General features: G+C 61.5%; 20 protein-coding genes. 5 read left to right on the forward strand and 15 right to left on the reverse strand.

The annotated features are described in order from the left end of the window. From FBY12_RS00880 to FBY12_RS00945, 14 genes are all read right to left on the reverse strand, one after another. Complete coding sequence (locus FBY12_RS00880) at positions 1–690, reverse strand: N-acetyltransferase (protein WP_145250178.1); 690 nt, start codon at positions 688–690, stop codon at positions 1–3. A gap of 86 nt (positions 691–776) precedes the next feature. Continuing rightward, positions 777–2,720 (reverse strand): hypothetical protein, encoded by a 1,944-nt coding sequence (locus FBY12_RS00885; protein WP_145250181.1) that lies wholly within the window; start codon positions 2,718–2,720, stop codon positions 777–779. After that, positions 2,717–4,021, reverse strand: coding sequence for a lipopolysaccharide biosynthesis protein (locus FBY12_RS00890; RefSeq protein WP_145250184.1), 1,305 nt, complete (start codon positions 4,019–4,021; stop codon positions 2,717–2,719). The genes FBY12_RS00885 and FBY12_RS00890 overlap by 4 nt, the downstream gene beginning before the upstream one ends. Further along, positions 4,018–5,019, reverse strand: coding sequence for a polysaccharide deacetylase family protein (locus FBY12_RS00895; RefSeq protein ID WP_145250187.1), 1,002 nt, complete (start codon positions 5,017–5,019; stop codon positions 4,018–4,020). The genes FBY12_RS00890 and FBY12_RS00895 overlap by 4 nt, the downstream gene beginning before the upstream one ends. A gap of 12 nt (positions 5,020–5,031) precedes the next feature. After that, complete coding sequence (locus FBY12_RS00900) at positions 5,032–6,168, reverse strand: glycosyltransferase (RefSeq protein WP_121733995.1); 1,137 nt, start codon at positions 6,166–6,168, stop codon at positions 5,032–5,034. Continuing rightward, positions 6,161–7,129, reverse strand: coding sequence for a glycosyltransferase family 2 protein (locus tag FBY12_RS00905; RefSeq protein ID WP_145250190.1), 969 nt, complete (start codon positions 7,127–7,129; stop codon positions 6,161–6,163). Before FBY12_RS00905 ends, FBY12_RS00900 begins: the two co-directional genes overlap by 8 nt. Beyond that, positions 7,126–8,493, reverse strand: coding sequence for an O-antigen ligase (locus FBY12_RS00910; RefSeq protein ID WP_145250193.1), 1,368 nt, complete (start codon positions 8,491–8,493; stop codon positions 7,126–7,128). Before FBY12_RS00910 ends, FBY12_RS00905 begins: the two co-directional genes overlap by 4 nt. Further along, positions 8,490–9,584, reverse strand: a complete 1,095-nt coding sequence (locus FBY12_RS00915) for a glycosyltransferase family 4 protein (RefSeq protein ID WP_145250196.1) — start codon at positions 9,582–9,584, stop codon at positions 8,490–8,492. Before FBY12_RS00915 ends, FBY12_RS00910 begins: the two co-directional genes overlap by 4 nt. Beyond that, positions 9,581–11,173, reverse strand: coding sequence for a Wzz/FepE/Etk N-terminal domain-containing protein (locus tag FBY12_RS00920; RefSeq protein ID WP_145250199.1), 1,593 nt, complete (start codon positions 11,171–11,173; stop codon positions 9,581–9,583). Before FBY12_RS00920 ends, FBY12_RS00915 begins: the two co-directional genes overlap by 4 nt. A gap of 17 nt (positions 11,174–11,190) precedes the next feature. After that, positions 11,191–12,216: a polysaccharide biosynthesis/export family protein gene (locus FBY12_RS00925; protein ID WP_145250202.1), complete on the reverse strand. Its 1,026-nt coding sequence runs from the start codon at positions 12,214–12,216 to the stop codon at positions 11,191–11,193. Positions 12,217–12,238: 22 nt separating this feature from the next. Next, complete coding sequence (locus tag FBY12_RS00930) at positions 12,239–12,886, reverse strand: CpsD/CapB family tyrosine-protein kinase (RefSeq protein WP_121733990.1); 648 nt, start codon at positions 12,884–12,886, stop codon at positions 12,239–12,241. Further along, positions 12,887–13,633, reverse strand: a complete 747-nt coding sequence (locus FBY12_RS00935) for a sugar transferase (protein ID WP_092270387.1) — start codon at positions 13,631–13,633, stop codon at positions 12,887–12,889. It abuts the gene before it with no gap. 18 nt (positions 13,634–13,651) lie between these two features. After that, positions 13,652–14,698, reverse strand: a complete 1,047-nt coding sequence (locus FBY12_RS00940) for an NAD-dependent epimerase (RefSeq protein WP_145250203.1) — start codon at positions 14,696–14,698, stop codon at positions 13,652–13,654. Next, complete coding sequence (locus FBY12_RS00945) at positions 14,695–16,047, reverse strand: UDP-glucose/GDP-mannose dehydrogenase family protein (protein ID WP_145250205.1); 1,353 nt, start codon at positions 16,045–16,047, stop codon at positions 14,695–14,697. The genes FBY12_RS00940 and FBY12_RS00945 overlap by 4 nt, the downstream gene beginning before the upstream one ends. A gap of 389 nt (positions 16,048–16,436) precedes the next feature. On the opposite strand from FBY12_RS00945, the gene FBY12_RS00950 reads away from it, so the two are divergent. Further along, entirely contained in the window at positions 16,437–18,134 is a 1,698-nt protein-coding gene (locus tag FBY12_RS00950; RefSeq protein WP_145250208.1) for a sulfatase-like hydrolase/transferase, read from the forward strand. A gap of 30 nt (positions 18,135–18,164) precedes the next feature. Here FBY12_RS00950 and FBY12_RS00955 read toward each other — a convergent pair whose 3' ends face one another. After that, entirely contained in the window at positions 18,165–19,115 is a 951-nt protein-coding gene (locus FBY12_RS00955; protein WP_145250211.1) for a hypothetical protein, read from the reverse strand. Between the two features lie 181 nt (positions 19,116–19,296). Here FBY12_RS00955 and FBY12_RS00960 point away from each other — a divergent pair, with 181 nt between their 5' ends. The 4 genes from FBY12_RS00960 (at position 19,297) to FBY12_RS00975 (ending at position 23,820) form a co-directional block, all read left to right on the forward strand. After that, the gene (locus tag FBY12_RS00960) at positions 19,297–19,965 is read left to right on the forward strand and encodes an ABC transporter ATP-binding protein (protein WP_092270370.1); all 669 of its coding nucleotides are present in this window, start codon (positions 19,297–19,299) and stop codon (positions 19,963–19,965) included. A 1-nt stretch (position 19,966) separates the two neighbouring features. After that, positions 19,967–22,438: an FtsX-like permease family protein gene (locus FBY12_RS00965; protein ID WP_145250214.1), complete on the forward strand. Its 2,472-nt coding sequence runs from the start codon at positions 19,967–19,969 to the stop codon at positions 22,436–22,438. Beyond that, complete coding sequence (locus FBY12_RS00970; RefSeq protein ID WP_121733984.1) at positions 22,428–23,516, forward strand: lipocalin-like domain-containing protein; 1,089 nt, start codon at positions 22,428–22,430, stop codon at positions 23,514–23,516. The genes FBY12_RS00965 and FBY12_RS00970 overlap by 11 nt, the downstream gene beginning before the upstream one ends. A gap of 61 nt (positions 23,517–23,577) precedes the next feature. Beyond that, complete coding sequence (locus FBY12_RS00975) at positions 23,578–23,820, forward strand: hypothetical protein (protein ID WP_092270365.1); 243 nt, start codon at positions 23,578–23,580, stop codon at positions 23,818–23,820. Positions 23,821–23,912: the final 92 nt, after the last annotated feature.

Genomic DNA, 23,912 nt, shown 5'->3' on the forward strand with positions numbered 1-23,912 from the left:
TCAGGCCGCCGACGCGGTGACAGCGGCGGACGCCGGTTTGCGCAAGGCATCCAGGCGCGAACCGCTATAGGCCGTTTCCCGGTAGAAGCGCCAGCGGCCAAACAATGTATAGATGTTCATGATTCGACCTTGCTCCTTGTAGCCCATGCGAATGTGCAGTTTGAGGGCGGGAATGTTGTGGTACTCGCAGACGTCGACGACTTTGTTGCAACCCTGAGCGGCCATGGCTTGCCACAGATTCAGTTGCAGATCGACCGACAACGTCGTGCCCCAATAGGCGCGAATCTGCTCGCCGCCAAACTCGAAAAACTCGCCGGGGCGCACCGGGAACCAGCAACCGTAATAATGGCGGTCGTGGTAATTGACCTTGCTGCCCCAGATGAAGGCGACCGCTTCGCCGTGTTCATTGAGGTACATGTGCCCGGTGTGACCCTCGGCGGCCAGTTCGGCCATGGTGCCGACGCGGTCGCCGAAGTGTTTGCTGAAGGCCAGCGTGTTGTGCGGGGTAATCGTCTCCAGGCGCAGCGGCGCGTAGGGTCGCAGCTTGTGCGGCGGCACCGGCGTCACCAGATCGCGCTCCATCCATAGCAGCTCCTGGTGGGCAAAAAAGAAGTGCTTCCAGATCTTGGCAAGGGTGGCGCGCAATCCTTTGTGTTTGATGTGCTCGCTGAGTTTGCGAAAAATACCCATGTGCTGAACTCCTGTCGGGATGGTCCGTGGGTGGAGTAATGCGTCGCGCGGCGCATGACCGGCGCGGCAATTCAATCGACAAGTACTCATTGGGCGCTCCAGCTCAGCGCGAACAGGGTTTCACCCGGCAGCTCAAAACTGAGGCGACCGTTATCACAGCTGAACGGCGCGTCGCGGCTGCGGTTATCGGCACCGAAGTAGCGCAGCGAACCGTTGGCCAACGGGCACTTCGCCCCGGCCAGGCTGACCTGCTGCAGACGTTTGGCTTTGTTGACGCCGAGCACGCTGCGTTGCAGTTCGCTGGCCATCGCCAACGCATCGACTTCAAACGCGCTGTTCTCCAGGCGCATCACGCTGTGCAACCAATGTTCCTGAATAAACTGCTGCGCCCAGCCGACCGGTTTCATCACGAACTGGTCGTCGTTGATGACTTTGAACATGCCCTTTGGGTAGTTCGGCTCATCGGCTGCCTGGAAAAAATTGAGCATTTCCAGCAAGCCGTCCTGCGACGAATTGATCACCACCGACGCCCACCACAGCGAGGCGTAATGGGTTTCCTGATCGTAGGGGCTGAGGCTGGAGCCGCTGGACATGTTGGTCTGGTCGAGCAGCAACGCTTTGCGCGGCCGGCCCTTGGCGTCGAGCCCGACGAGGTCGGCGGCGCGGCGCACGCTGTCGCGGTAGACCCGGGTGGCGAGCAAATCGCGAATCATCCATTCGTGCCACGCCAGCGCATCGACCTGATCGGCGGATTCGGCGAGCATGCGTTTCGCCCAGTCGATGCCGCGCTTGTCCGCCGCGTTGTCGGCGAACGGCCCGTTGACCAGCCGCGAGGTGGCCGGCATGGCGATGCGCACGCCAGCCTTGGCGTTGGCCGGGTTGCTGCGCACTTGTTTGGCCATGCTGTTGAAGATGCTTTGGTAGCTGGCGTAGTCCGGGTAATTGAGGTTCGGCTCGTCGGCGAAACCGATGTAGTGCGTGCCTTTGCCACCGAGCGCGCGGGTGGCGGCGAGCCAGGCGTCAAGGCCGGCGTTGCTCATGGTGTTGGCGCGCAAATCGGCCTGGCGTTGGCTGCCGGCGAGCAACGTGATGTCGTGGGTTATGCCAAAACGCTGCTGATAGAGCTGGCGGAATTTGTTCTCGTATTTCGGTTGTTTCTGGGTGACGTCGACAAAGCTGTAGTAGCTGGCCGAGCGTGCCTTGAGCGCATCGAGCACGGCAAAACTCGACGGCGGCGGCATCACGTAGGGCAGGGCGACACCCAGGTTCGGCGTCGGCCCGAGCAGCTCGTTGTGCAGGGTCAATTGGGTCTGGCCGGCGTCCTCGCGCAGCGGCTTGAGTTGCTGCGGATTTTGCGCGAACAGATTAGCCGTGCCGTCGAGCCAGAACGCCGCTTTGCCGCTGCCGCGCAACCGCAGGCGCCAGACTTGTTCGGTCGTGGCCACCGGCAGTTCAACCTCATCGAATTGCCAATAAGCGCGATACGGTTTGAGCGGCAGCAGCAGTTGCAGTTTGTCGCTCAGCCGTTGCGCTTGCAGGGTGCTGACGCCGCCATGGAACTTGCCGGCGAGCACCGCGCGTTCTCCCGGCGCGACTTTGAAATACAGCTCGGCGCCGTCAGGGGTTTCGGCGCTGAAATGCACCTTGGCCGGGGCGAACAGCGCGACCGTGCTGTCGTCGTGTTCGACCTTGTAGTGGCGGAAGCTGTAGCCGGGAATTTCCAGTCGATAACTCGCCGCGCCGGGCAGCAGCGGCCAGCTCTGCTTGCCGCGCGATTCGGTCGCGGCGATCAGGCGTTCGCCCTGCAGTTTGCCTTGGCCATCGAGCAGATAAATTCGTTCTTCATTGGCGTCGGCCTGCCACGCCGGCGCCCAACTGACGTTCACCGTGTCAGGGCGATTGGCTTGCAGGTACAGGCTGCCGTCACGGATCTCGCCCCAGCGCATCGGCGCCGCGTGGGCGCTCAGCGTCAGGCACAGGTTGAGCCCGCACGTGAGCCCGAGCGCGAGCAGCCGCGACACCGATTTCATGCCGATTTCCGTTGCAGCATCAGCAGCATCGGCGTGATGTCGCTGGGCAGAATAATCAGGGTTTGCCAGACCGGCACGCCGCTCAAGCGGCAATACAACACCAGCATCGCCACAGTCACCGCCAGGTAGGCGACGGATGACGCAGCAGCGGCGCCGACGATGCCGTAAGTCGGGATCAACAACAGGTTCAGCGCAAGGTTGAGCAGCGCACCCAGGCCCATCATCAGCGAGATCGTGCCGGGACGATTTTTGCCCAGCAGGTCGAGGCGCAGGATGCTCGCGTAGCACAAGCCGAACAGCCCCGGCAGCAGCGCCAGCAACGCCGGATACGCCGGTTGATAGGCGGCGCCGAACAACGTGACGATCAGCCATTCGCCAATCACCGCCATGCTCAGGCACGCGCCGAGCATCACCGTTGCGGTCAGGCGCAGCGCCAGTGGCGTGACTTTCTCGATTCCGGCCTCTTGCTGCAACAGGCGTTTCATCAGTGGCGTGGTGACTGCTTCCGGGACGATCAGCAGCAGTTCGGCGGCGGCGCTGGCCATCGCGTAATGCCCCAGCGCGGTGCTGCCGAGCAGGGCGCCGATGAACAGGTAATCGGAACGCAGGATCACTTGTTGGAACAACAAGTCGGGATGGCTGCGCGCGCTGTAGCGCAGCAGCTCATTTTGACTGGCGCGGTCCCATTGCAGCGTCACCGGTTGAATGCGTTTGAGCCAGATCCAACCCGCCAGCACCACCAGACTGATACCGGCCAGCCAACTGATCAGCGCCGCTTCGAGCGCCGCTTCTTTCCACATCCAGAACAAGGCGAGAAACAGCAGCAGCGGCGCCAACGATTCGATCAGGCGCAAGACGTTGAATGCAACGACGCCGCCGGAAGCATTGTGCAGTGTGAGCAAACCGCTTTTGAGCACGGTCAACGGCACCGCCAGCAACAACAGCCAGGCGAGCAAACCGAGCTGCGTGGTGATGTCCAGTTCGCTGCCGAATTCACGGGTCAACGCCACCACCAGCAATGTCAGCAACAGTGCCAGCAGGCATCCGAACACCAACACTTGGCTCAGCAGCAAACCCATCGGCCGTTGCTTGGCTGCTTGATAACCGACCGCCGAATTCAAGCCACCACTGGTGGCGGCGCTGATCAGGTCGGGCAGGGTGCTGAGCAGGGCAAACAAGCCGCGCTCGCTTGGCCCGAGGATCCGCGCGAGCAGGACGTTGCGCAGCAAGCGCAGGCCGATCATCGCCAGTTTGGTGCCCATGCTCAGGGCCAGGTGTTTCAGGTAATGGCTGCGGCTCATGGTCGTGCTCCGCGATAAATGCGCCACGAGAGCAATTCCGGGTTACGCGCGGTGCGTTGGCTGACGCCGAAACGCGGTAATGCCAAGGGGTCACTGGCGCCGCGATAAATGCCGGTGCCGGTGCCGAGGGCGAACGGGAAGTCATGCCCGGCGACGTACTGGCGAACCCGCGCGTCGTGGTCGCCGTTGGGGTAGCAGTAGACCGGCAACGGCCGATTGCAGCCGATCAACAACGCCTCGCGGCTGCGGCTAAGTTCTTCGTCGAGGCGCCGATCACTGAGGCCGGTGAGGATCGCGTGACTGGCGCCATGCGGGCCGAAACGCACCAGCCCGGAGGCTTCCAGCGCGCGCACTTGTTGCCAGTCGAGCGCCTGGGGCATCGACTCGTCAGGGCATTCGTAGGTCAGCCGGTTCAAGTCGTCGGGCGACAGGCTTTTCAGACTTTGCAGGTAATGCAGCAACGTCAGGCTGCGGCGCTCGACGTCGAGGTCATCCAGCAACACCGGCAGCGCACGACCGACCTGCAGCAGGCTTTCGATCAGATGATGGCGGGCGGTTTCGCCATAACTGCCCCACAAGGTTTCGCCGATGCTTTCCCACCAGAAACGCTGGCGGCTGCCAATGAAATCGGTGGAGAGAAAAATGCTCGCCGGCACCTGGTATTTCTGCAGCAGCGGGAAGGCATTGATGTCGTTGTCGCGCCAGCCATCGTCGAAGGTCAGGGTGACTTTCGGCCGCTCCGAACGCTGGGTGCCGGGTTGCAGAATGTCCATCAACGGCACGCAGTCGAAGTGTTTTTTCAGCCACGCCAGCAAGTGCTCGAAGGCCTTCGGGCCGACGCACAATTCATTGCGATGCGGCAGGTCGGCGGCGCGGTCGCTGGCCAGCACCCGGTGCAGCATCAGGATCACCCCGGCGCCGTGCAGCTGATTACGCCCCACCGGTGAGTTGAGGTACAGCCAGCCACTGGTGCGTTTTAATAATTGTTTGATCGCCATGGCGCGCGCCTCTCAACGATTTTGCTCGGGGTTCCACTGGCTGTACCGCTGGCCACGCAGAAACTGCCACAGACCGATGCTCATTCCGGCGAGGGTCACCAGAAGGAAAGCGGCGAGGCGAAAGGGTTTCGGTAAACGGTGCTGTGAATCGAGCAGACCGACGATGGCCACTGCGTAACCGAGCAGTTGCGCCACCAGGCAGAACTGATAAAAACCGTGGTCATCCCACAGCCACAGGTTGCTCAGGAGCAACGGCAGCAAGAGGATCGGCGCCAGACGTCGGATCAGTTTGTGGCTGATCAACGCAATCGAGTACAAGCCATGCTTCAGCGGATTCAGCAGTTCGCGGCGCTGCGCCAGGCTTTGCAGGCCACCGACGGTGACGCGCTGGCGGCGGCGGAATTGCTTGTCGGCTTCGTCGACGCCGTGGTCGATGACTTGCGCCTCGGGCACATAGACGATGCGTTTGAACGCCACGGGCGCGCAGGTACTGATGAAGAAATCGTCGTTGACCTCGGCCGGTACGTTTTCGAACAATTCGCGGCGTAACGCGAGCAGCGCGCCGTCGGCGGACACCATGCAACCGGTGCGATTTTCGACGCGGCGCAACCAGCCTTCGTAATGCCGATACAGACTGTCGCCGACGCTCAAGCCACCACCGGTCACCGGGATCACCATGTGCCCGGCGCAGGCGCCGACTTTCGGGTCAGTCAGCGGCGCGAGCAAATGCCCGAGGGTGTCGCGCGACCATTGGTTGTCGGCGTCGGTGAACACCAGAATGTCGCCGCTGCTCAAGGCTACGCCGGCATTCAGGGTTGCGGCTTTGCCTTGGCGCGGCAGGTCGAGCACACGAATGCGCGGGTCGACGACTTTATGCGCGCAGGCCACAGTGTCATCGGTGGAGCCGTCGCTGACCAGAATGATTTCCAGCGTCGCCGGTTGATAATCCTGGGCGAGCAAAGTGCGCAGCTTGTGCTCGATGTGCCGCGCTTCGTTGTGCGCGGCGATCACGATGCTGATGTTCAGCGGCGGCGCAGCGTCGTGACGGCGCGCGGCGAACAACGGCGCGAGCAGCGTCAGCAGCAGCGGATAACCGAGGTAGGCGTAGACCGGCAAGAGCAGGCACGTCCAGAAAATGAATTCAGCCACGGGCAGGCCTCCTGGCATTCCAACGACACAGACTGAGGACAAACGCGGCGCCGGCCAGGTGCAGGCGCACCCAATGCAGGCCCCACAGTTGCAGGGTCAACAGCACATCGCGATGTTTGAGGCTTTGGCGCAGGCTGAGCGCCAGACCCGGCAGCACGGTGATGGTCACCATCACGGCGGCGTGGTGCGGGAAGCCATCAAGCAACGCCGAGATCGCCAGAAAATCCAGCAGCCAGACCAGCAGCGACAACATCGGAAAGCGCAGCAGCCGCAAGCTGTAACCGTGGCTGCGGAGCAATTGCAGATGACTGCCCTGGCGCCACATCTCTTTGCCCGTCCATTCACGCCACGTAACTTCATAACCCCAATGCAGCGCGACGCTTTGATTGACCGAGAGCAACCGCGCGCCAGCCGCGCGCACGCGCATGGTGAAATCCTTGTCTTCGCCGGTGCGCAGGTTTTCATCAAAACCGCCGACCTGATCGAACCAGCTACGGCGCATCAGCAGGTTGGAGGTTGGCAGCCATTGCGCCGCGTAGAGTTTCTGCGTGGTCGGGCGCAAGGTGCGCCGTTGCCAGGCGTCGGCGTACCACGGCGCTTGGGCCGGGGCGTGCAGGTCGAGACCGAAGACGTCGGCCTGCGCAGCGGATTCGAGTTTGAACAACAGGCTCAGCCAGTCTTCGGGCATTTCCACGTCGGCGTCGATAAACGCCAGCCAGTCACCGGTGGCGACGGCGGTGCCGCGATTGCGCAACGCGCCGATCAGCACACCCGGTTGCACCAACACCTGCGCGCCGAATTGCCGGGCAATCTGCGGGCCGTGATCGTCGGAGCCGTTATCGACCACAATCAACTCGCACTCGACACCGGCCGCCACCGCAGCTTTTTGCGCGGCGAGCAGGGTGCGGCCAATGTGCCGGGCTTCGTTGTACATCGGGATAACAATGCTGATTCGATTCATGCCTTGGTCCCCGTCAGTGGTGCCTGCTCGGCTTTGAGGCGCAACACGCTGGTCAGCGCGAGCATGATCCACACGTATTTCTGGTTGGGCGCGCTGAGGAACATCAGAAACAACGCCAGCGACAGGAAACTCATGCCCAGGTGCGTCATCAGGTCAGCCTGGTTGCCGTTGTTGCGCAGCATCCACGCACGTCGGGCGCGGATCATGTTGTAGACGCCGAGGGCGAGCATGCCGACGAACAACAGGCCGGCAGGAATCCCCAGTTCACTGAAGATTTCCAGGTAGGTGTTGTGCGCGCGGCGATAGAGGTCGCCGACCTTGCGGTTGGCCGAAAACGCCTTGGCGTAACCGGTGGTTGCGTAGTGCAGCGGGAAGGTGCCGGGGCCGGTGCCGAGCAGCGGATTTTCGCTGATCATCTGGCCGCCGACGACGATATAAGAGGCGCGCCGACCGAGGGATTCGTCCTGGCTCTTGGCGCCGGCGCTGAGGATGCTCAGCGACTGGATGCGTTCGACATAACCGGCGGGCATCGCGTAAATCGCCAGCGGAATCACAATCACCAGCCCAAGCATGGCAAAACCCAGATGCCGAGGGCGGATGCGCGTCAACTCGGTGCGGTAGTGCCAGACACCAATCATCAGGCTGAGGAACAACACCACCAGCCCGGAACGCGATTCGGTTTTGGTCATGCCGCCCAGCAGCAGCACAAAGCAAGCGCCCCAGAACAACCGGTGCCACAGGTTCGGGCTGCGGATTACCAGCAGCAAAGCAAGCGGCACGGCAAAGGCGATCAGCATGGCGAAGGCGTTCGGGTCTTCGAGCAGGCCGGCGGCGCGGCCCTGATCCTGATACTTGCTGGAGAACATCGCCAAGGCGCACGTCGCCGTGACGCTGAGGGTCGCCAGCCGGGCGAACAGGTCGAGGTTCAGTTCGCGGCCGATCAGCAGCGTGATCACGAACAACACCAGGCCCACGCTGAGTTCCCGCAGATGCCCCAGCGACATCCCCATGTCATCGGTGTTCAGCGTGCTGAGCAGGTACAAAACCATGAACCAGATGAGGAAACGCCAGATGTTGCTGCGCAGGCGTTCCGAGGGAATCTGGTGCAGCGCCAATTGCAGCATCAGGATCAGCGCCAGCGAAGCACCGATGAACTTGGTCCCGGAGAGCGCGTTGTCCTTGAAGAAACCTTCAAAGGGCACCAGCGCAATAATCCCCAACAAACCCCAGGCCGGTTTGCGGTACAGCACCGCCACGCCGACCAGGCCGAGGACCGCGCCGGGGGCGAGGAATGGATAAGGGCTGGCCAGCAGAGCAAGGCAGACCAGGCCGAAAAGACTGATGATCGAGAGTGGAAAGATCATGCGCGTGCTTCCCGTGCGGTACGGATATAAAGCTGCGACCAGCGTTCGGCGAGGGCCTTGAGGTCATAGCGATCCAGTTGTGTACGTTTTGCGTTGTCACTCAATTCACGGGCCAGTGCCGGTTCGCTCAACAAGGTGCCGATCTGCCGGGCGAGGGCGGCGCTGTCGGTCGGCGTGGCGAGCAAGCCGTTGTGCCGTTCTTCGAGCACATCGGGAATCCCGCCGACACCAAACGCGACCACGGGCACGCCGGCCTGCATCGCTTCGAGCAAAATCATCGGCGTGCCTTCGGTGCGCGAGCTGATCACCAGCGCATCGAGGCGGCGCCACCACAAGCCCATGTCCGTCTGATAGCCGGGCAGGGTGATGCGCTTTTGCAGACCGGCGGCGTTGATCCTTTCCAGCAAACTCTCGCGTTCCGGGCCGTCGCCGAGCATCACGGCGTCCAGTTGCGGGTGTTGCTGACACAGCGGAATCAGCGCGTCGAGAAACAGGTCGGGGCCTTTTTCACTGCTCAGCCGTCCGACGTAACCGGCGATCCAGCGCTGGCGATTGATGCTCTGCGGCAACACCCCTTTGGCCGCCGGCAAGCCGTTGGGAATCACCTGCAATTTCTCCGCCCGCACACTGGCCTGACGGCACAGCGTGGCGATGCTTTCAGCGACGCAGACCACCCGGTTGACCGAGGCAGTGCGGCACAGTTGCAGGCTCAGCCAGGTGTAGAACTTCTGCTTGCGACTGCGCGGCGTGAAGCCGTGCTGGGTAATCACCAGCGGCAGACGCAACAGCGTCGCGCCGACCCAGCCAAACAACAGGCCTTTGAAATTGTGCGTATTGATCAGCGGCTGTTCCGCCCGGCGCTGACGCAAATGCGTCAGCAACGCCCCCAACCCCGCGACGCCCTGGCAATCCACCCCGGCATCGCGAAACCGTGCAATCAGGGCTGGCGGCGCATCGAGAAACAGCACTTGGTGCTGCCCCGGCGTCGCCAGGCAATGGTCCAGCAGCATCCGCTCAGCCCCATAGAAGCCGCCGCTGCTGAGCAAATGAATGATCGGCAGGGCGCTGGTCGGGTTGAGCGGCGCGTTCAATTGCGCACCCAATGCACGAAGCGTGGCACGCTCCAGCTCTTGTGCGGGTTGGTCGGCAGCAGGTGTTGATCGTTGATCACCAGCAGCACCGGCAAGCCCAGTTCGTGGCTGATTTGCGCTGGGTGCTTGAAGCGATGGTCAAAGAACTCCCGCACGTAGACCAAGGCAATCGCCAGCAACAGACCGGTGAACAAACCGAACGGAATGATCAGGAACGGCTTGGGAAACGCCGGCGCCGTCGGTTCGAACGGCGGGCTGAGCACCCGGGCGTTGGACAGGTCGTTGTTCAGCGAACTGGTCGCGGTGCTTTCGGCAAAACGCTGGGCGTAGGTGCCGAACGCCGCGTGCAGGGCATCGATCTCGGTGTCCATCTGGCGCAGTTTGCTTTGGGTTTCCTGCAACTGGTGGATGCGATTCTTGAACTCGGCGATGCGCGCGGTTTTCTGGTCGATCACCGAACTGACAATCGCCAGGTCGTTGGTGCGTTCCTGAATCCGGTTGCTCACCACTTTCAAGAACTGCTGTCGGGTGCGGGCAATCTGCTCGCGGGTCAGCAGCATGGGTTCGCTGCTTGGCTGGAAAATCGCCAGATCGTTCATGTAGCGGCTGACTTGCGAGGTCAGCGCCTCACCCATCTGCTTGATCTCGCGATCTTCGAACGCCACGTTGTCGACGGTGGTGGTGAAGGTGTACGGGAAGGTGTAGTCGTTGAGTTTCGAGGCACTCGCGGCGGCGAGGCTGGTTTTCAGGTATTCGAGCCAGCGTTGGCTTTGCAGGCGACGGTCCTGGTAGAGGTTGAGCGCTTGTTCTTCGGTGTTGATCGCGTTGAGGCGGAAGGTGATTTCCTCTTTCGGATCAGACGAACCGATGGCTTCGAGCAACGCCAGGCGATTGCCTTCCAGACCGTCGAGGCGCACTTCGTATTGCTGCTTTTTGGTTTCATAGAAACTTTGCGGCAATTCGATCGACTGCAACTGCTGACGGCTGACCAGGTAGTTTTGCAGCAGCGCTGCAACAAACTGCGTGCCCTGATGCGGATCGCCGAAGCTGTAGATGATCGAGATCACGTTGGAGCCCGGCAGGGTTTCGATTTTCAGCTTGGCGATGGCTTCTTCAGTCAGCGCGTCCAGCGTGGTGTCACGCACTGGATCGGTTTCCATGCCGAGCGCGGCTTTCGCCGGGTTGATCACGTACTCGCGCAGCGGCGTGGTGACGTAGCGTTGCCACGGTTCGGACACCAGTTTGTTGAACGCACCGGGGCTGGGCGTGTACTCGCCTTTTTCCCGCAGTTCGCTGATGGTCTGACGAATCAGCGCCGGCGAACGCAGGATGTTGCTCTCGGTTTCCATGTCGGCCAGTGACGGCGGAATGAAACTGGCGTTTTCCTGGGTCAGCGAGGTGGTCGCGTCGCCCTGGGAGAGTTTTTTCGACTGGACGATGACTTGCGCGGTGATGTCGAAGCTTTGCTTGAGCACCATTGGCAAGATCAGCGCGATGACTGCAAAGATCAGGAACACTCGTTTCACCAATTGCTTGTTGGCGAAGAAGATCCTGAAGAACTCGTGCAGGTAGTTTTCCTTTGGATTCATGTCAGATCCCCCAAGCGTTAGTTGCTGTCGCTGTCTTTGTTGTCGACGCGGTAGCCGAAGCTGAAACCCACACCCTGGAACAACACGACGTCGGCCAGTTGCCGCGCGAGCTCACCGGCGCTGGCCAGTTTGGTCTTCGGCACATAGAGCATGTCGTCCGGTTGCAGGTAGGCGAATTGCGAAGCGTCACCCGACAGGGCTTTCTCCACGTCGTAACGCCGGGCCTGAACCTGATTGCCGTTGCGGCGCATGATCACCACTGAATCGAGGCGTGCCTTGATGTTGGTGCCACGGGCCAGGGTCAACGCTTCGAGCACTGAAACCGGCCGGCGAATCGGGTAGGAACCCGGTTGCGCGACTTCGCCCAATACGTAGATTTCGTTGCCGGCGGTGGATTTGAGCAGCACGTCGACGGTCATCCGTCCCGGCAGTTGCGCGTAGCGTTTGTTGAGGAAGGTTTCCAGTTGATTGACGGTCATGCCTTGCAGCGGCACGGCGCCGATTTCCGGGAAACTTGCGTAGCCGTCGGTGCCCACGGTGATCTCCCGGCTCATGCCGGTAGCCGGGTGGTTGAGCGCACTTTTCAGGTTCGCTTCGTTGCTCAGCGGGCTGATGATTTGCACCGTCAGCTGATTGCGGTTGGGCTGGAACAGTTGTTTGCGTTGGTAAGCGCGCTGAATCTCGGTGCGCGCTTCCTCTGAGGTCAGCCCGGCGATTTTCACCGAAGTATTGGCCCCCGGCAGTTCGATGGTGCCATCGGGCAGCACCAGTTGATTGCCGTTGAGCTGGCTGGCAGCGGTGAAGTTCAGGCCGATCTGGTCACCCGACTGCACGCGGTAAGCGTCCGAGCCGCTGGTGCTGATGTGGAAGATCACGTCCAGCACATCTTGCGGACGCAAGGTCTGTTCGACGCGGGGCATGTCGGTGGCCTGCGCATTGGCCGGCGAGGCGGTGAGGATATTCACCGGCATGTTCTGGGTATCTGAATTGCTGGAGCAACCTGCAAGCGGCAGCAACAGCAGAAGCAGCATTTTGGCGTTCATGGCGTCATCCTTTTCTGCTGGCTTAGAGGTTTTTGTAGAGCCACTTGGGCATGTAGTACTTGCGTCGGTTGAACACGCTGCCGACCAGTTTTGCCCCGGCCTGAGTCAGGCGCTGGACGGCGGCCTGGGCCACTTCCCAACGCGTGTCTTCGGCGCGAACGACCATGATCACGCCGTCCACCTGGGTGCTGATGACCAGCGTGTCGGCGGCCGAATACACCGCGTCGCCGTCAATCACGACAAAGCGGTAGCGGCTGCCCAACTGGTCGAGCAACGGGCTCAAGCGTTCGGCGGTGAGGTGTTCGGTGCCGCGGATTTGCCGGCCGTTGGGCAGCACGTCGAACGGCAGGCTGGAGGTTTGCACCACGCAATCCTGCAGCAGTGGCGGGGTGCCGCTGCTGAACAGCAGGTCGCGGAAGCCGCGTTCCTTTTGCAGACCCATTTGCGCGGTGAAGTTGGTCGCCGACTGGCTGGCATCGACCAGCAGCACTTGGCCGCTGCTCATTTGTGCCAGTTGGCTGGCCAGCACCAGGGCGCTGGTGGTGGTGCCCGCGCCGGGGTTGGCGGCGGTCAGGAATAGGATCCGCAGATCTTGATCGAGCACGGTCGATGTCAGGTTGGACTCGCTCGGGTTGGCAATGCTCAGGCTTTTATTGGTTGAACCGTCCATTTAACTTGCTCCGTGGCCGCTGAATACTTTGAAGGGGGTTTTCAACAGAATCTTCAGATCAAGCAACAGGCTCTGCTCGGCGATGTAGCTGAGGTCCAACTCAACGCGCTGGTCGAAGTCAATGTTGCTGCGCCCGGAGATCTGCCACAGGCCGGTCATGCCGGGGTAGATGCTCAGGCGGGCAAGGTGGTTATCCTTGTAGCGGTAGGCGTTGAACGAGGTAGGCCGGGGGCCGACCAGGCGCATGTCGCCGGTAAAGACGTTGATCAGGTTCGGCAGCTCATCGAGGCTGCTGCGCCGCAGGAACCCACCGATACGGGTGATGCGCGGGTCCTTGTCGATCTTGAAATCAATTGCGTCGGCGCCGTGCTTGTTCAGGTGCCGCAAGGATTCCTTGAGCTCCTCGGCGTTGGCGACCATGGTGCGAAACTTGTACATGCCGAACACGCGGCCGCGATAACCGGTGCGTTTCTGCACGAACATCACCGGGCCCGGGCTGCTCAACTTGATCGCCACAGCGAGACCGAGCAACAGCGGCGAAATCGCTAGCAGAATCACCAGCGCGCCGATGCAGGCGACCACCCGATTGGTCCGCGACAAGGTCCAGGGCCGGCCGCCGTCACGCCCGGTGATCCAGCCGCGACCCTGCATATGGATCGCGCTGTCGAGGCGCATTCGGTGTTCGGGGTCCAGGCGTTTGTCGCGCCGCAGGTTTTGCAGTGGCACACCTTTTTCATGTCCAGTCATAGACGCCTCCGCTCAAGTTCAGCCCAAAAGCTCAGCCGCAAGCGGCGCGTGGGCAGGCAGTGGGTAGTAATCGCGAAACCAGGCGACGAACCGGCGAAGGCCCTCGTCAAGCTCGATACGCGGTTGAAATCCAGTGTCGCGTTCCAGCTCGTGGACATCGGCACAGGTGTTGAGCACATCCCCCGGTTGCAGGGGAAGCAGCTCGACATTGGCTTTGCGGCCCAGATGTTTTTCCATCAGGGCGAGGTAATCCTTGAGTTCCACCGGGTGTTCGCCACCGATGTTGTAGAGCCGCCACGGCGCCATGCTGGTGGCCGCGTCCGGTTGCTCGCGGTCCCACTGCGGCGAGGCAACCGGTGGCCGCTCGACCAGGCGGGCAATGCTCTCGACGATGTCGTCGATGTAGGTGAAATCGCGTTGATGCTGACCGTAGTTGAACAACTTCAGCGGGCTGCCTTCGACGATCGCCTGGGCGAAGCGGATCGGCGACATGTCCGGCCGGCCCCACGGCCCATACACGGTGAAAAAGCGCAGGCCGGTGCAGGGAATGCCGAACAGATGGCTGTAACTGTGGGCCATCAGTTCATTGGCTTTTTTCGTCGCGGCGTACAACGACAGTGGGTGATTGACGCCGTGGTGCGTCGAGTAGGGCGTTTGTTGATTGGCGCCGTACACCGAACTCGACGAGGCGTAGATCAGGTGTTTGACCGGGTGGTGCCGGCAGCTTTCGAGAATGTTCAAAAAGCCGCAAAGGTTGCTGTCCAGGTACGCCTTCGGGTTATCCAGCGAATAACGCACGCCAGCCTGGGCCGCGAGGTTGATCACCACCTCCGGTTGTTCACGGGCAAACAAGGCGTCGATGGCCGCAGCGTCGGCCAGGTCAGTCTGTGCGAGCGGGAAACTGCCGACTTGCGACTGCACCCAACGGACCCGATCGTGCTTGAGTTGCGGGTCGTAATAGTCGTTGAAGTTGTCCAGCCCGCAGACCTCATGCCCGTCGCGCATCAGCCGCAACACGCAATGGGCACCAATGAATCCTGCTGCTCCCGTCACCAGAATCTTCATGGGCGCAGCACCTCGGGAACCACGTGGCGCAGGCCGATGCCGCTGTAATGCAGACCGGCGGCGGCGACTTGTTCAGGGTTGTAGAGGTTGCGTCCGTCGACGATCACCCGCGAGCGCAGCTTGCTTGCGAGCACGTCGAAGTCGACCACGCGAAAGTTCTTCCACTCGGTGCAGATCACCAGCGCATCGGCGTCTTCCAGGGTGTCGTCGCGGGTCGCGCACAAATGCAGGTCGTTGCGATAACCGTAGATGCGCCGGCATTCGGACATGGCTTCCGGGTCGTAGGCCTGTACGCTCGCACCCTCGGCCCACAGCGCTTCCATCAGGTAACGGCTCGGCGCTTCGCGCATGTCATCGGTGTTCGGTTTGAACGCCAGCCCCCAGATCGCGACGGACTTGCCGGCCAGGCCTTGAGGAAATTGCGCTTTGAGTTTGCTGAACAGAATGTGCCGCTGGGTATCGTTGACATCGGTGACGCTGCGCAACAGCCGCAGCGGCATGCCGTTGTGTTCGGCGGTGTGCAGCAGCGCGCGCAGGTCTTTGGGGAAACACGAGCCGCCAAAGCCGCAACCGGGGTAGATAAAGTGATAACCGATGCGCGGGTCGGAGCCGATGCCTTTGCGCACCGCTTCGATGTCGGCGCCGAGCAATTCGGTGAGGTTGGCCAGCTCGTTCATGAAGCTGATGCGCGTGGCGAGCATCGCGTTGGCGGCGTACTTGGTCAGTTCGGCGCTGCGGTTGTCCATGAACATGAGTTTTTCGCGGTTGCGGCAGAAGGGCGCGTAGAGCTCGGTCAACTGGTCGCGCGCCACGTCGTCGTTGGTGCCGACGATGATCCGGTCCGGGCGCATGCAATCGGCGAGGGCGCTGCCTTCCTTGAGGAACTCCGGGTTGGACACCACGCGCACCGTCAGCGCGCCTTTGCCACGGCGTTGCAGTTCTTCATTGGCGGTGGCGATGACCTGATCCGCCGTGCCGACCGGCACCGTCGACTTGATGATCAAGGTGCGATCGGCTTCCATGAAATTGGCGATCTGCCGTGCCACGTTGAGCACGTGGCTGAGGTCAGCGGAGCCGTCTTCATCGGCCGGCGTGCCGACCGCGATGAAAATCAGCTCGGCGTGCTCGACCGCGTCGCTGGCCTGAGTGGTGAACAGCAAACGACCGGCCTTGATGTTCTCTTCCAGTGTGCTGGAAAGTCCTGGCTCGCTAATAGGCGGAACAGCTTGTTGCAGCTGTTTAATCTTGTTCGGGTCAATATCGACACACAACACTCGGTGTCCGACATCGGCAAGTGCTGCTGCTTGAATCAGGCCGACGTAGCCCGTACCAAATACGCTCACGTCCATATTGGCGTGCCTCGTAAGACGGTTAAAAAATCAGGAATTAGACTGTCAAAAGGGGTATAGCCCAGCCGCAGGAAATCGTGTCAGCAAAATGACATGTTGCACTGTTAGTACACCTGAGTTTTCACGGGCGAATTGCCATCAAAGGCTTGATGTAGCTGGATTTGCCGCGGTTTTGACGGGTTTTTCACATTTAAAAGAAAGCGATAAACGGTCGAGAGCCCCGGTTGGCAAGGGCTGTAGCGCCTTGAGTGTGTCAGATTTGAGTCAACAATTTTTTGACGCTTTTTTAAAATGTCGGGCATTTCTTGCGCTTTGATGGCCCGGTGCTAGTGTCAAAAAATGGCCGACAATCTATTGGCCAGACGCCCTCCACGAGACGTGCAAATACTATGAATCGATACCTTAAAGAACTGCTCTTAGTTTTGTACTTACTAAAGAATTATGACTATTACCTCGAACGTCTAAGTGCGTTGGGCATTGGTATTCCATTACTTTTATTTGGCGCCATGTTTGCGGCGCTGGTTATTGCGTTGTTTATGACGGCGTATATTCGCCAAACATTGATTCGGCATCTGTTCGCAGTGGCGATGTTTGCTTCGGCAGTGTTCTTCGACGTCTATACGCGGGTGACCGCTGACTACCTGACGTACAGCAGTTTCGTCTCGCTGGTGTACTCGGGCGGGTTCATTCAGGAAGCGGCGTACCAGTACCGCGATCCGCTGATCAGCGGTTTGCTCGGTGGTTTGCTGCTGCTGTTCGGCATCGGCCTCAAACCGCGTCGGCACCTGCGCTTGCCGGGCGCGGTGCTGGTAGCGGCGCCGCTGATGGGCGTGTTGCTATTGAGCGCGGTGCTGTTCGTCAGGGCGGGCGAGGGCGCGCGCGGCTTGCCGATCATGTACACGCCGCTGGCGTATCTGAACCTGTTTACCTACGAGGCGCTGCAAAACACCGTCGGCCCGCGCGAACCGGTAAAACTGGCGCGCAACGAGCAACCGGTCGGCCACGACATCGTGCTGATCATCGACGAAAGCATCTCCGGCAATTACCTCGACATCAACGCGCCGTTCGGCGTGCACAGCAACCTCAAGCAAGCGCGGCCCGGCGTCGATATTTTCAATTATGGCTATGCCGCTTCCATCGCCAATTGCAGCGCCGACACCAATATCACCCTGCGCTACGGCGGCACCCGCGCCGACTACATGCGCATCAACACCACGTTGCCGTCGATCTGGCAGTACGCGAAAAAAGCCGGTTTGCGCACCGTCTACATCGACGCCCAGCGCACGGGCGGCAATCTGCAAAATCTGATGAACGATGCCGAGAAAAAAGACATCGACGAGTTCGTGCAATTCGACAAAACCAGCGTGCTCGACCGCGACATGGCGGCTGCGACCAAGCTCATCGAATTGCTCAACGACGGCACGCCGCAATTGGTGGTGATCAACAAGGTCGGCGCGCATTTTCCGGTGCACGACAAATACCCGGACGCCTTCATGACCTATCGTCCGACCTTGCCGCGCGGGCAATTTGTCGAAGTGGCGGATACCGGTAAACGCGATGGCTTCAATGGTCAGCCGGACGATTGGATGCTCTACCGCAACGCCTACAAAAACACGTTGCTGTGGAACGTCGGGGAGTTTTTCTCGCGGCTGTTTGCCCAGGCTGACCTGAGCAATGCGGTGCTGATCTACACCTCGGATCATGGCCAGGATCTGCATGAACGCGGCAACCCGGGGCTCAATACCCACTGCGGCGGTGATCCGGTGGAAGAAGAAGGGCTGGTGCCGCTGGTGGTGATTCAGGGCAGCGATTTGCAGACGCTGGATTGGTCAGCGCAATTGACCGCGAACAAGGATCGCTCCAGCCACTACAACATCTTCCCGACGCTGCTGCAGTTGATGGGTTACGACCTGGCGGGCGTTGAAGCGGTGTACGGCAAACCGCTGAACGTGGCTACGGCAGACGACTTCACTTTCAACTACCGGTTCAACGCGCGGCTGGGGGCGAAACCGCAGTGGAAGCACATCGACCTGAAGACGATTGTGACGCCAGCCGAGTCGGCGACGAGTGTGGCGGCGGGGCAGTGAGGGCACGAGCGCGTTGTTGATCTGCAGCGATCAGTCCAGCGCCACCACCCAAACCGCATTGCCAAACGAATCGCAGAGGTACAACCGCGTGCCATCGGCGCTGAACACCGGGCTTTGCGGATAAAGGCCTGCCTGGAAGCGGCTGACCACTTGCCAGGTTGCGGTGTCGATGATCGTGACGTTGCGTTCAGCCGCGCTGCAGCAACACGCGAGTGCACCGTTCGGGCTGAACGTCAGCCCGTGCGGCAGCGGCGGAACTGGCAGCAGGTCGACCACGTCGTAGCTCGCCAGATCGATCTTGGCGACGATGCGCTCATCCGTCCGATAAGGCGCGTAGCCGAAATCCCCCGCAGGGCTGAGGGCGAACTCCTCGAAGGGATCGGGCAGCGACAGGACCGTAGTGATTTCTCCGGTTACGCTATCGAGCACGTTCAGCGCGTGGCGCAGGTAATCGCAGATGAACAGACGTCCATCGCGACTGAGCACCGCAGCGCTGGCAAACGGACCGGTGATAATGCGCCTGATCAGCGTGTCGCTCGCGGTATCGATAATGCACAACTGGCCATTGCCGGCGCTGTTGGCATGCACGTAAAGGCGTTGCCCGTGGATATCGATGGTCATCGCATGGCCTTCGCTGGCAGCGATTTCGCCGACGATTTTGCGCGCCGAAATATCAACCACAATGACTTTCGATTGCCCCAGTCCGCCGACATAAGCGCGATTTCTTCGGGCATCGACAACGATCGTCAGTGGCCGGATCGGCAGCGTGATCACCGCGATCACGCACATCGCGTCAGTGTCGATCAGCGACAGCGTGCTGTCCTCGGTATTGCACACGAGGGCCAGACAATCGTTGGCGGCCAACGCGAGGCTGTTGGGCTCGCGACCGACTTCGACCACGCCGATGACCAGCGGCTTGCGCAGGAATTTGCCGACGGGTTTGGCGTCGGTCTTGCGGCTGATGTGCAGTGACGTTTTCATCATTCGAGCCTCTTTCCTGCGCAGCGCTGGTGGGCGAAGCGATGACCATCCCCGGTATCAGACACCCCTTGCATGACAATATTAGATACCCCCGCCTGCGCGCCCGCTACTGTTAGAACTGTCAGGTAACCTGCGGTCGCGTCCGCTATCCTTGCCCCACGCTTATCAAACGGGTTTGCCCATGTTGTCTGTCCAAGGTGTCTACAAAAGCTACGCCACCCCGCAAGGCCCATTGCCAGTGCTGCAAGGCATCGACCTGACGCTGAAACCTGGCAGCAGCCTGGCGCTGATGGGCGAGTCGGGAAGTGGCAAAAGCACATTGCTGCACCTGATTGCCGGGCTGGACAAGGTCGATCGCGGCAGCATCAGCAGCGGCGAGCATCGGCTCGATCAGATGAACGAAGCGCAACTGGCCAACTGGCGGCGCACTGAAATCGGCTTGGTGTTCCAGCAGTTCAATCTCATCGGCAGTTTACGTGTGGAAGACAACCTGGCGTTTCAGGCGCGGCTTGCCGGGCGTCACGATCCGCGCTGGCAGGCGCATCTGGTGCAGCGTCTGGGTCTGGGCGATTTGCTGCGGCGCTATCCGGAGCAACTGTCCGGTGGCCAGCAACAACGTGTCGCCCTCGGCCGCGCACTGGCCTCGCAACCTAAATTACTGCTGGCCGACGAACCGACGGGCAGCCTCGACGAAGCCACCAGCGACGAAGTTTTGAAGTTGTTGCTGGAGCTGCTCGACGACACGCCGACGACCTTGTTGATGGTCACGCACAGCCCTCGGGTGGCCGCGCGGCTGGCGGAAAAAGTCGTGCTGCACCGTGGCCGTCTGGCCGACGCGGACGTGCGCTGAGGTGCGGGTCTTTGCTGAAACCTTGCGCGCGCTGCTCAGCCATTGGCGCCAGCACCCGGTGCAGTTCTTCAGTGTGTTGACCGGGTTGTGGCTCGCCACCAGCCTGCTCACCGGCGTCCAGGCACTGAACAGCCAGGCGCGAGAAAGCTACGCCAAGGCCAGCCAGTTGATCGGCGGCGAACCGCAGGCCAGTCTGAGCGCGCCGAGCGGCGCGGTATTTCCCCAGCAATTGTTCGTCGACCTGCGCCGCGCCGGTTGGCCAGTATCGCCGGTGCTGCAAGGCCGGTTGACCCTCAAACAGCACGACGACCAGCGCTTGCAGCTGATGGGCATTGAGCCGGTGTCATTGCCGGCCGGTTCGGCGGTGGCGGGGCAGGCCTTGGCGATAGAGGGAATCGTCGAGTTTTTCTCTCCGCCGGGCAGCACCTGGATCGCGCCGCAGACGTTGCAGGCGCTGGGGTTGCGCGAAGGTGACCGGCCAGTTGCAGAGAGCGGGCACAGCTTGCCGCCGCTGCACGCGCAACCGGACATGGCGCCCGGCGTATTGCTGGTCGATATCGGCTTCGCCCAGCAGATCCTCGATCAGCCGGATCAGCTGTCGCGCTTGCTGCTGCCGAAAGACTTCACCGCGCCATTGCCGGATCAATTCAAAGGCCAGTTGCAGCTCAAAAGCAGTGGCGAAGAAAACAATCTTTCGCGCCTCACCGAAAGCTTTCACCTGAACCTCGATGCCCTGGGTTTTCTCTCGTTTGTCGTCGGCCTGTTCATCGTTCACGCGGCGATCGGTCTGGCGCTGGAACAACGCCGAGGCTTGCTCAGAACCTTGCGCGCTTGCGGGGTCAGCGCACGGATGCTGATCGCCTGTCTGTCGGTCGAGTTGGGAGGTCTGGCGCTGATCGGTGGCATCGCCGGGGTCGCCAGCGGTTACCTGCTGGCGAGCGTATTGCTGCCCGATGTCGCCGCCAGTTTGCGCGGTTTGTACGGCGCCGAAGTGGCGGGGCAGCTGAGTTTGAGTCCGCTGTGGTGGCTCAGCGGCGTCGGCCTCAGCCTGCTCGGCGCGCTGCTGGCCGGCGCTAACAGTTTATTGCGAGCGGCGCGTCTGCCGCTGTTGGCGCTGGCCAATCCGCAGGCCTGGCATCAGGCCCATGCACGGTGGTTGCGCCGCCAAGGTTGGGTGGCTGGCATTGCCGGGCTGATCGCGCTGTCGGCGTGGATCTGGGGTGACAGCCTGGCCAGCGGTTTTGTGTTGATGGCAACGATGTTGCTGGGCGCCGCGCTGGCGCTACCGGTGTTGCTCAACGGCGTGCTCAACCTGGTGCTGCGGCGCAGTCGTTCGGTGCTTGGCCAATGGTTTCTCGCCGATTGCCGCCAGCAATTGCCGGCCCTGAGCCTGGCGCTGATGGCGTTGCTGCTGGCGCTGGCGGCGAACATCGGCGCCGGCAGCATGACCGCCGGTTTCCGTCAGACCTTCAGCGACTGGCTCGAACAACGCCTGACCGCCGAGCTCTACATCAATCCGCAAAACCCGGCGCAGGCGCGCGAGATGCAGAGCTGGCTCACACAACAACCGCAGGTCACGGCGGTGCTGCCAAATTGGCAGGTTTCGGTGCAACTGCAAGGTTGGCCGGCGGACGTCTACGGCGTAATCGACCACCCGAGTTATCGCGAACACTGGCCGCTGCTCGAAGCGCTCGGCGACAACCCGTGGCAACGTCTGGCCAGCGACGATACGGTGATGCTCAGCGAACAATTGGCGCGGCGTTTAAAAGTGAGTTTGGGCGATCACCTGACGTTTCCCACGCCGGACGCCACGTGGAGCCCGCGCATCGTCGGGATCTACGCCGATTACGGCAATCCCAAGGGCCACCTGCTGGTCAACGTCGAACACTTGCTGCGCGGCTGGCCGCAGCTCACGCCGAACCGCTTCAATCTGCGCATCGATCCGCCCGCCGTCGCGCCGTTCCTGACTGAGCTGCAGAAGCGCTTTGAATTGGACGACAGCCACATCGTCGATCAGGCGCGGCTCAAGGGTTGGTCGACGCAAGTGTTCGAGCGCACATTCGCCGCGACTGCCGCGCTTAATAGCCTGACGCTGGGGGTCGCCGGCGTGGCGCTGTTCATCAGCCTGCTGACGCAGAGCCAGAGCCGTCTCGGCCAACTCGCGCCGCTGTGGGCGCTGGGTGTGACGCGGCGACAATTGATGCTGCTCAACCTCGGGCAAACCTGGCTGCTGGCGGTGCTGACGCTGGTGCTCGCGCTGCCATTGGGCATCGCGTTGGCGTGGTGCCTGGACACGGTGATCAACGTTCAGGCGTTTGGCTGGCGCCTGCCGTTGCGGGTGTTCCCGCTGCAATTACTGCAGTTGATGGGGCTGGCGCTGCTCGCCACACTGCTGGCGTCGGCGTGGCCGTTGTACACGCTGTACCGCACACGCCCGGCGGATTTGCTAAGGACTTTTGCGCATGAGGATTAAGGTTGTCGGGCCGTTATTGGCTTTGTCATTGGCGTGGTTAGTGGCGCTGTTGAGCGGCTGCGATAACTCCGCACCGGTCGAAAAAGGCTTCGCCGGGATGGGCGGCGACGCGGCGGCGTTCACTCCGGTGGTGGCGGGGCGGCCGTTCAGTTTTCCGGCAGACCACGGACCGCACGATGGTTTTCGCATCGAATGGTGGTACGTCACCGCCAACCTCAAGGACGACCAGGGCGAGGAATTCGGCGTGCAATGGACGCTCTTCCGCAGCGCGTTGAAAGCCACGCCCGAGGTGGCGGGCTGGGCCAACCAGACCATCTGGCTCGGCCACGCAGCGGTGACCTCGGCGACCGCGCACCACGCCGCTGAACGCTACGCCCGAGGCGGCGTGGCGCAGGCCGGTGTAAGCGTGGCGCCGTTCAATGCGTGGATCGATGACTGGCGTTTCAGCAGCGCGAGCGCCGATCCGTTGGCTGACATGCAACTCAGCGCCCGCGACAAGGCGTTCAGCTATCAATTACGGCTGACATCCTCTCGACCGCTGGTGCTTCAGGGCGACAAAGGCTTCAGTCAAAAATCCGAACAAGGCCAGGCGTCGTACTACTACAGCCAACCGTTCTTCCAGGCGAGCGGCACGCTGCAAATCGATGGCAAAACCTACACCGTCAGCGGCCCGGCGTGGCTCGATCGCGAGTGGAGCAGCCAACCACTGACCGCCAACCAGACCGGCTGGGACTGGTTCTCGCTGCACCTGGACAGTGGCGAAAACGTCATGCTCTATCGCATGCGGCAAAAGGACGGCGCGCCTTACCTCACCGGCACCTGGATCGACGCCCAGGGGCAAACTCAACCGCTGCACGGCGACGACATCAGTCTCACGCCGCAAGACACCGCGAAAGTCGCCGGACACCAAATGCCGGTGCGCTGGACCATCAAAATCCCCAGCAAAAACCTCGACATCAGCACCACCGCGCTCAACCCCAACGCGTGGATGGATTTGCGCATTCCCTATTGGGAAGGTCCGGTACGTTTGAGCGGCAGCCACGCGGGGCAGGGTTATCTGGAAATGACCGGGTATTAAGTCGGAACTCTCGCCATCGCGCCACCCTCCTAAGTTAAGAAACCGATCACTGGAGTGCGCCATGAGCGACGACCTCAAAGCCCCGGACCTCGACACCTGGCAACGTCTGTTCGAGGACAAAGCCTACTGGCAACAATCCCCCGACGCGCATTACAGCGAACTGCTGCGCGTCGCCGACGACTTGCTGGGGCAGGGCGCCATCGACCTCCAACAATGGCAAACCCTGAAAGCCAAAGCCGAGCAATCCCACAAGGATTCGCCCGCCATCAACGTCGCCGAAGAAGTCGACGACCCCGAAGCGTGAGGAGACTCGAATGAAACCGATTAACCAAACCGAACACCCCGACGAACCACGGCCACCGGGTGAGGTGGAGCGTGATAACGATGCGTTGCGCC

Origin of the sequence: Pseudomonas sp. SJZ131, assembly GCF_007828705.1 — a bacterium.
In the GTDB taxonomy this organism is placed as follows: Bacteria; Pseudomonadota; Gammaproteobacteria; order Pseudomonadales; family Pseudomonadaceae; genus Aquipseudomonas; species Aquipseudomonas prosekii.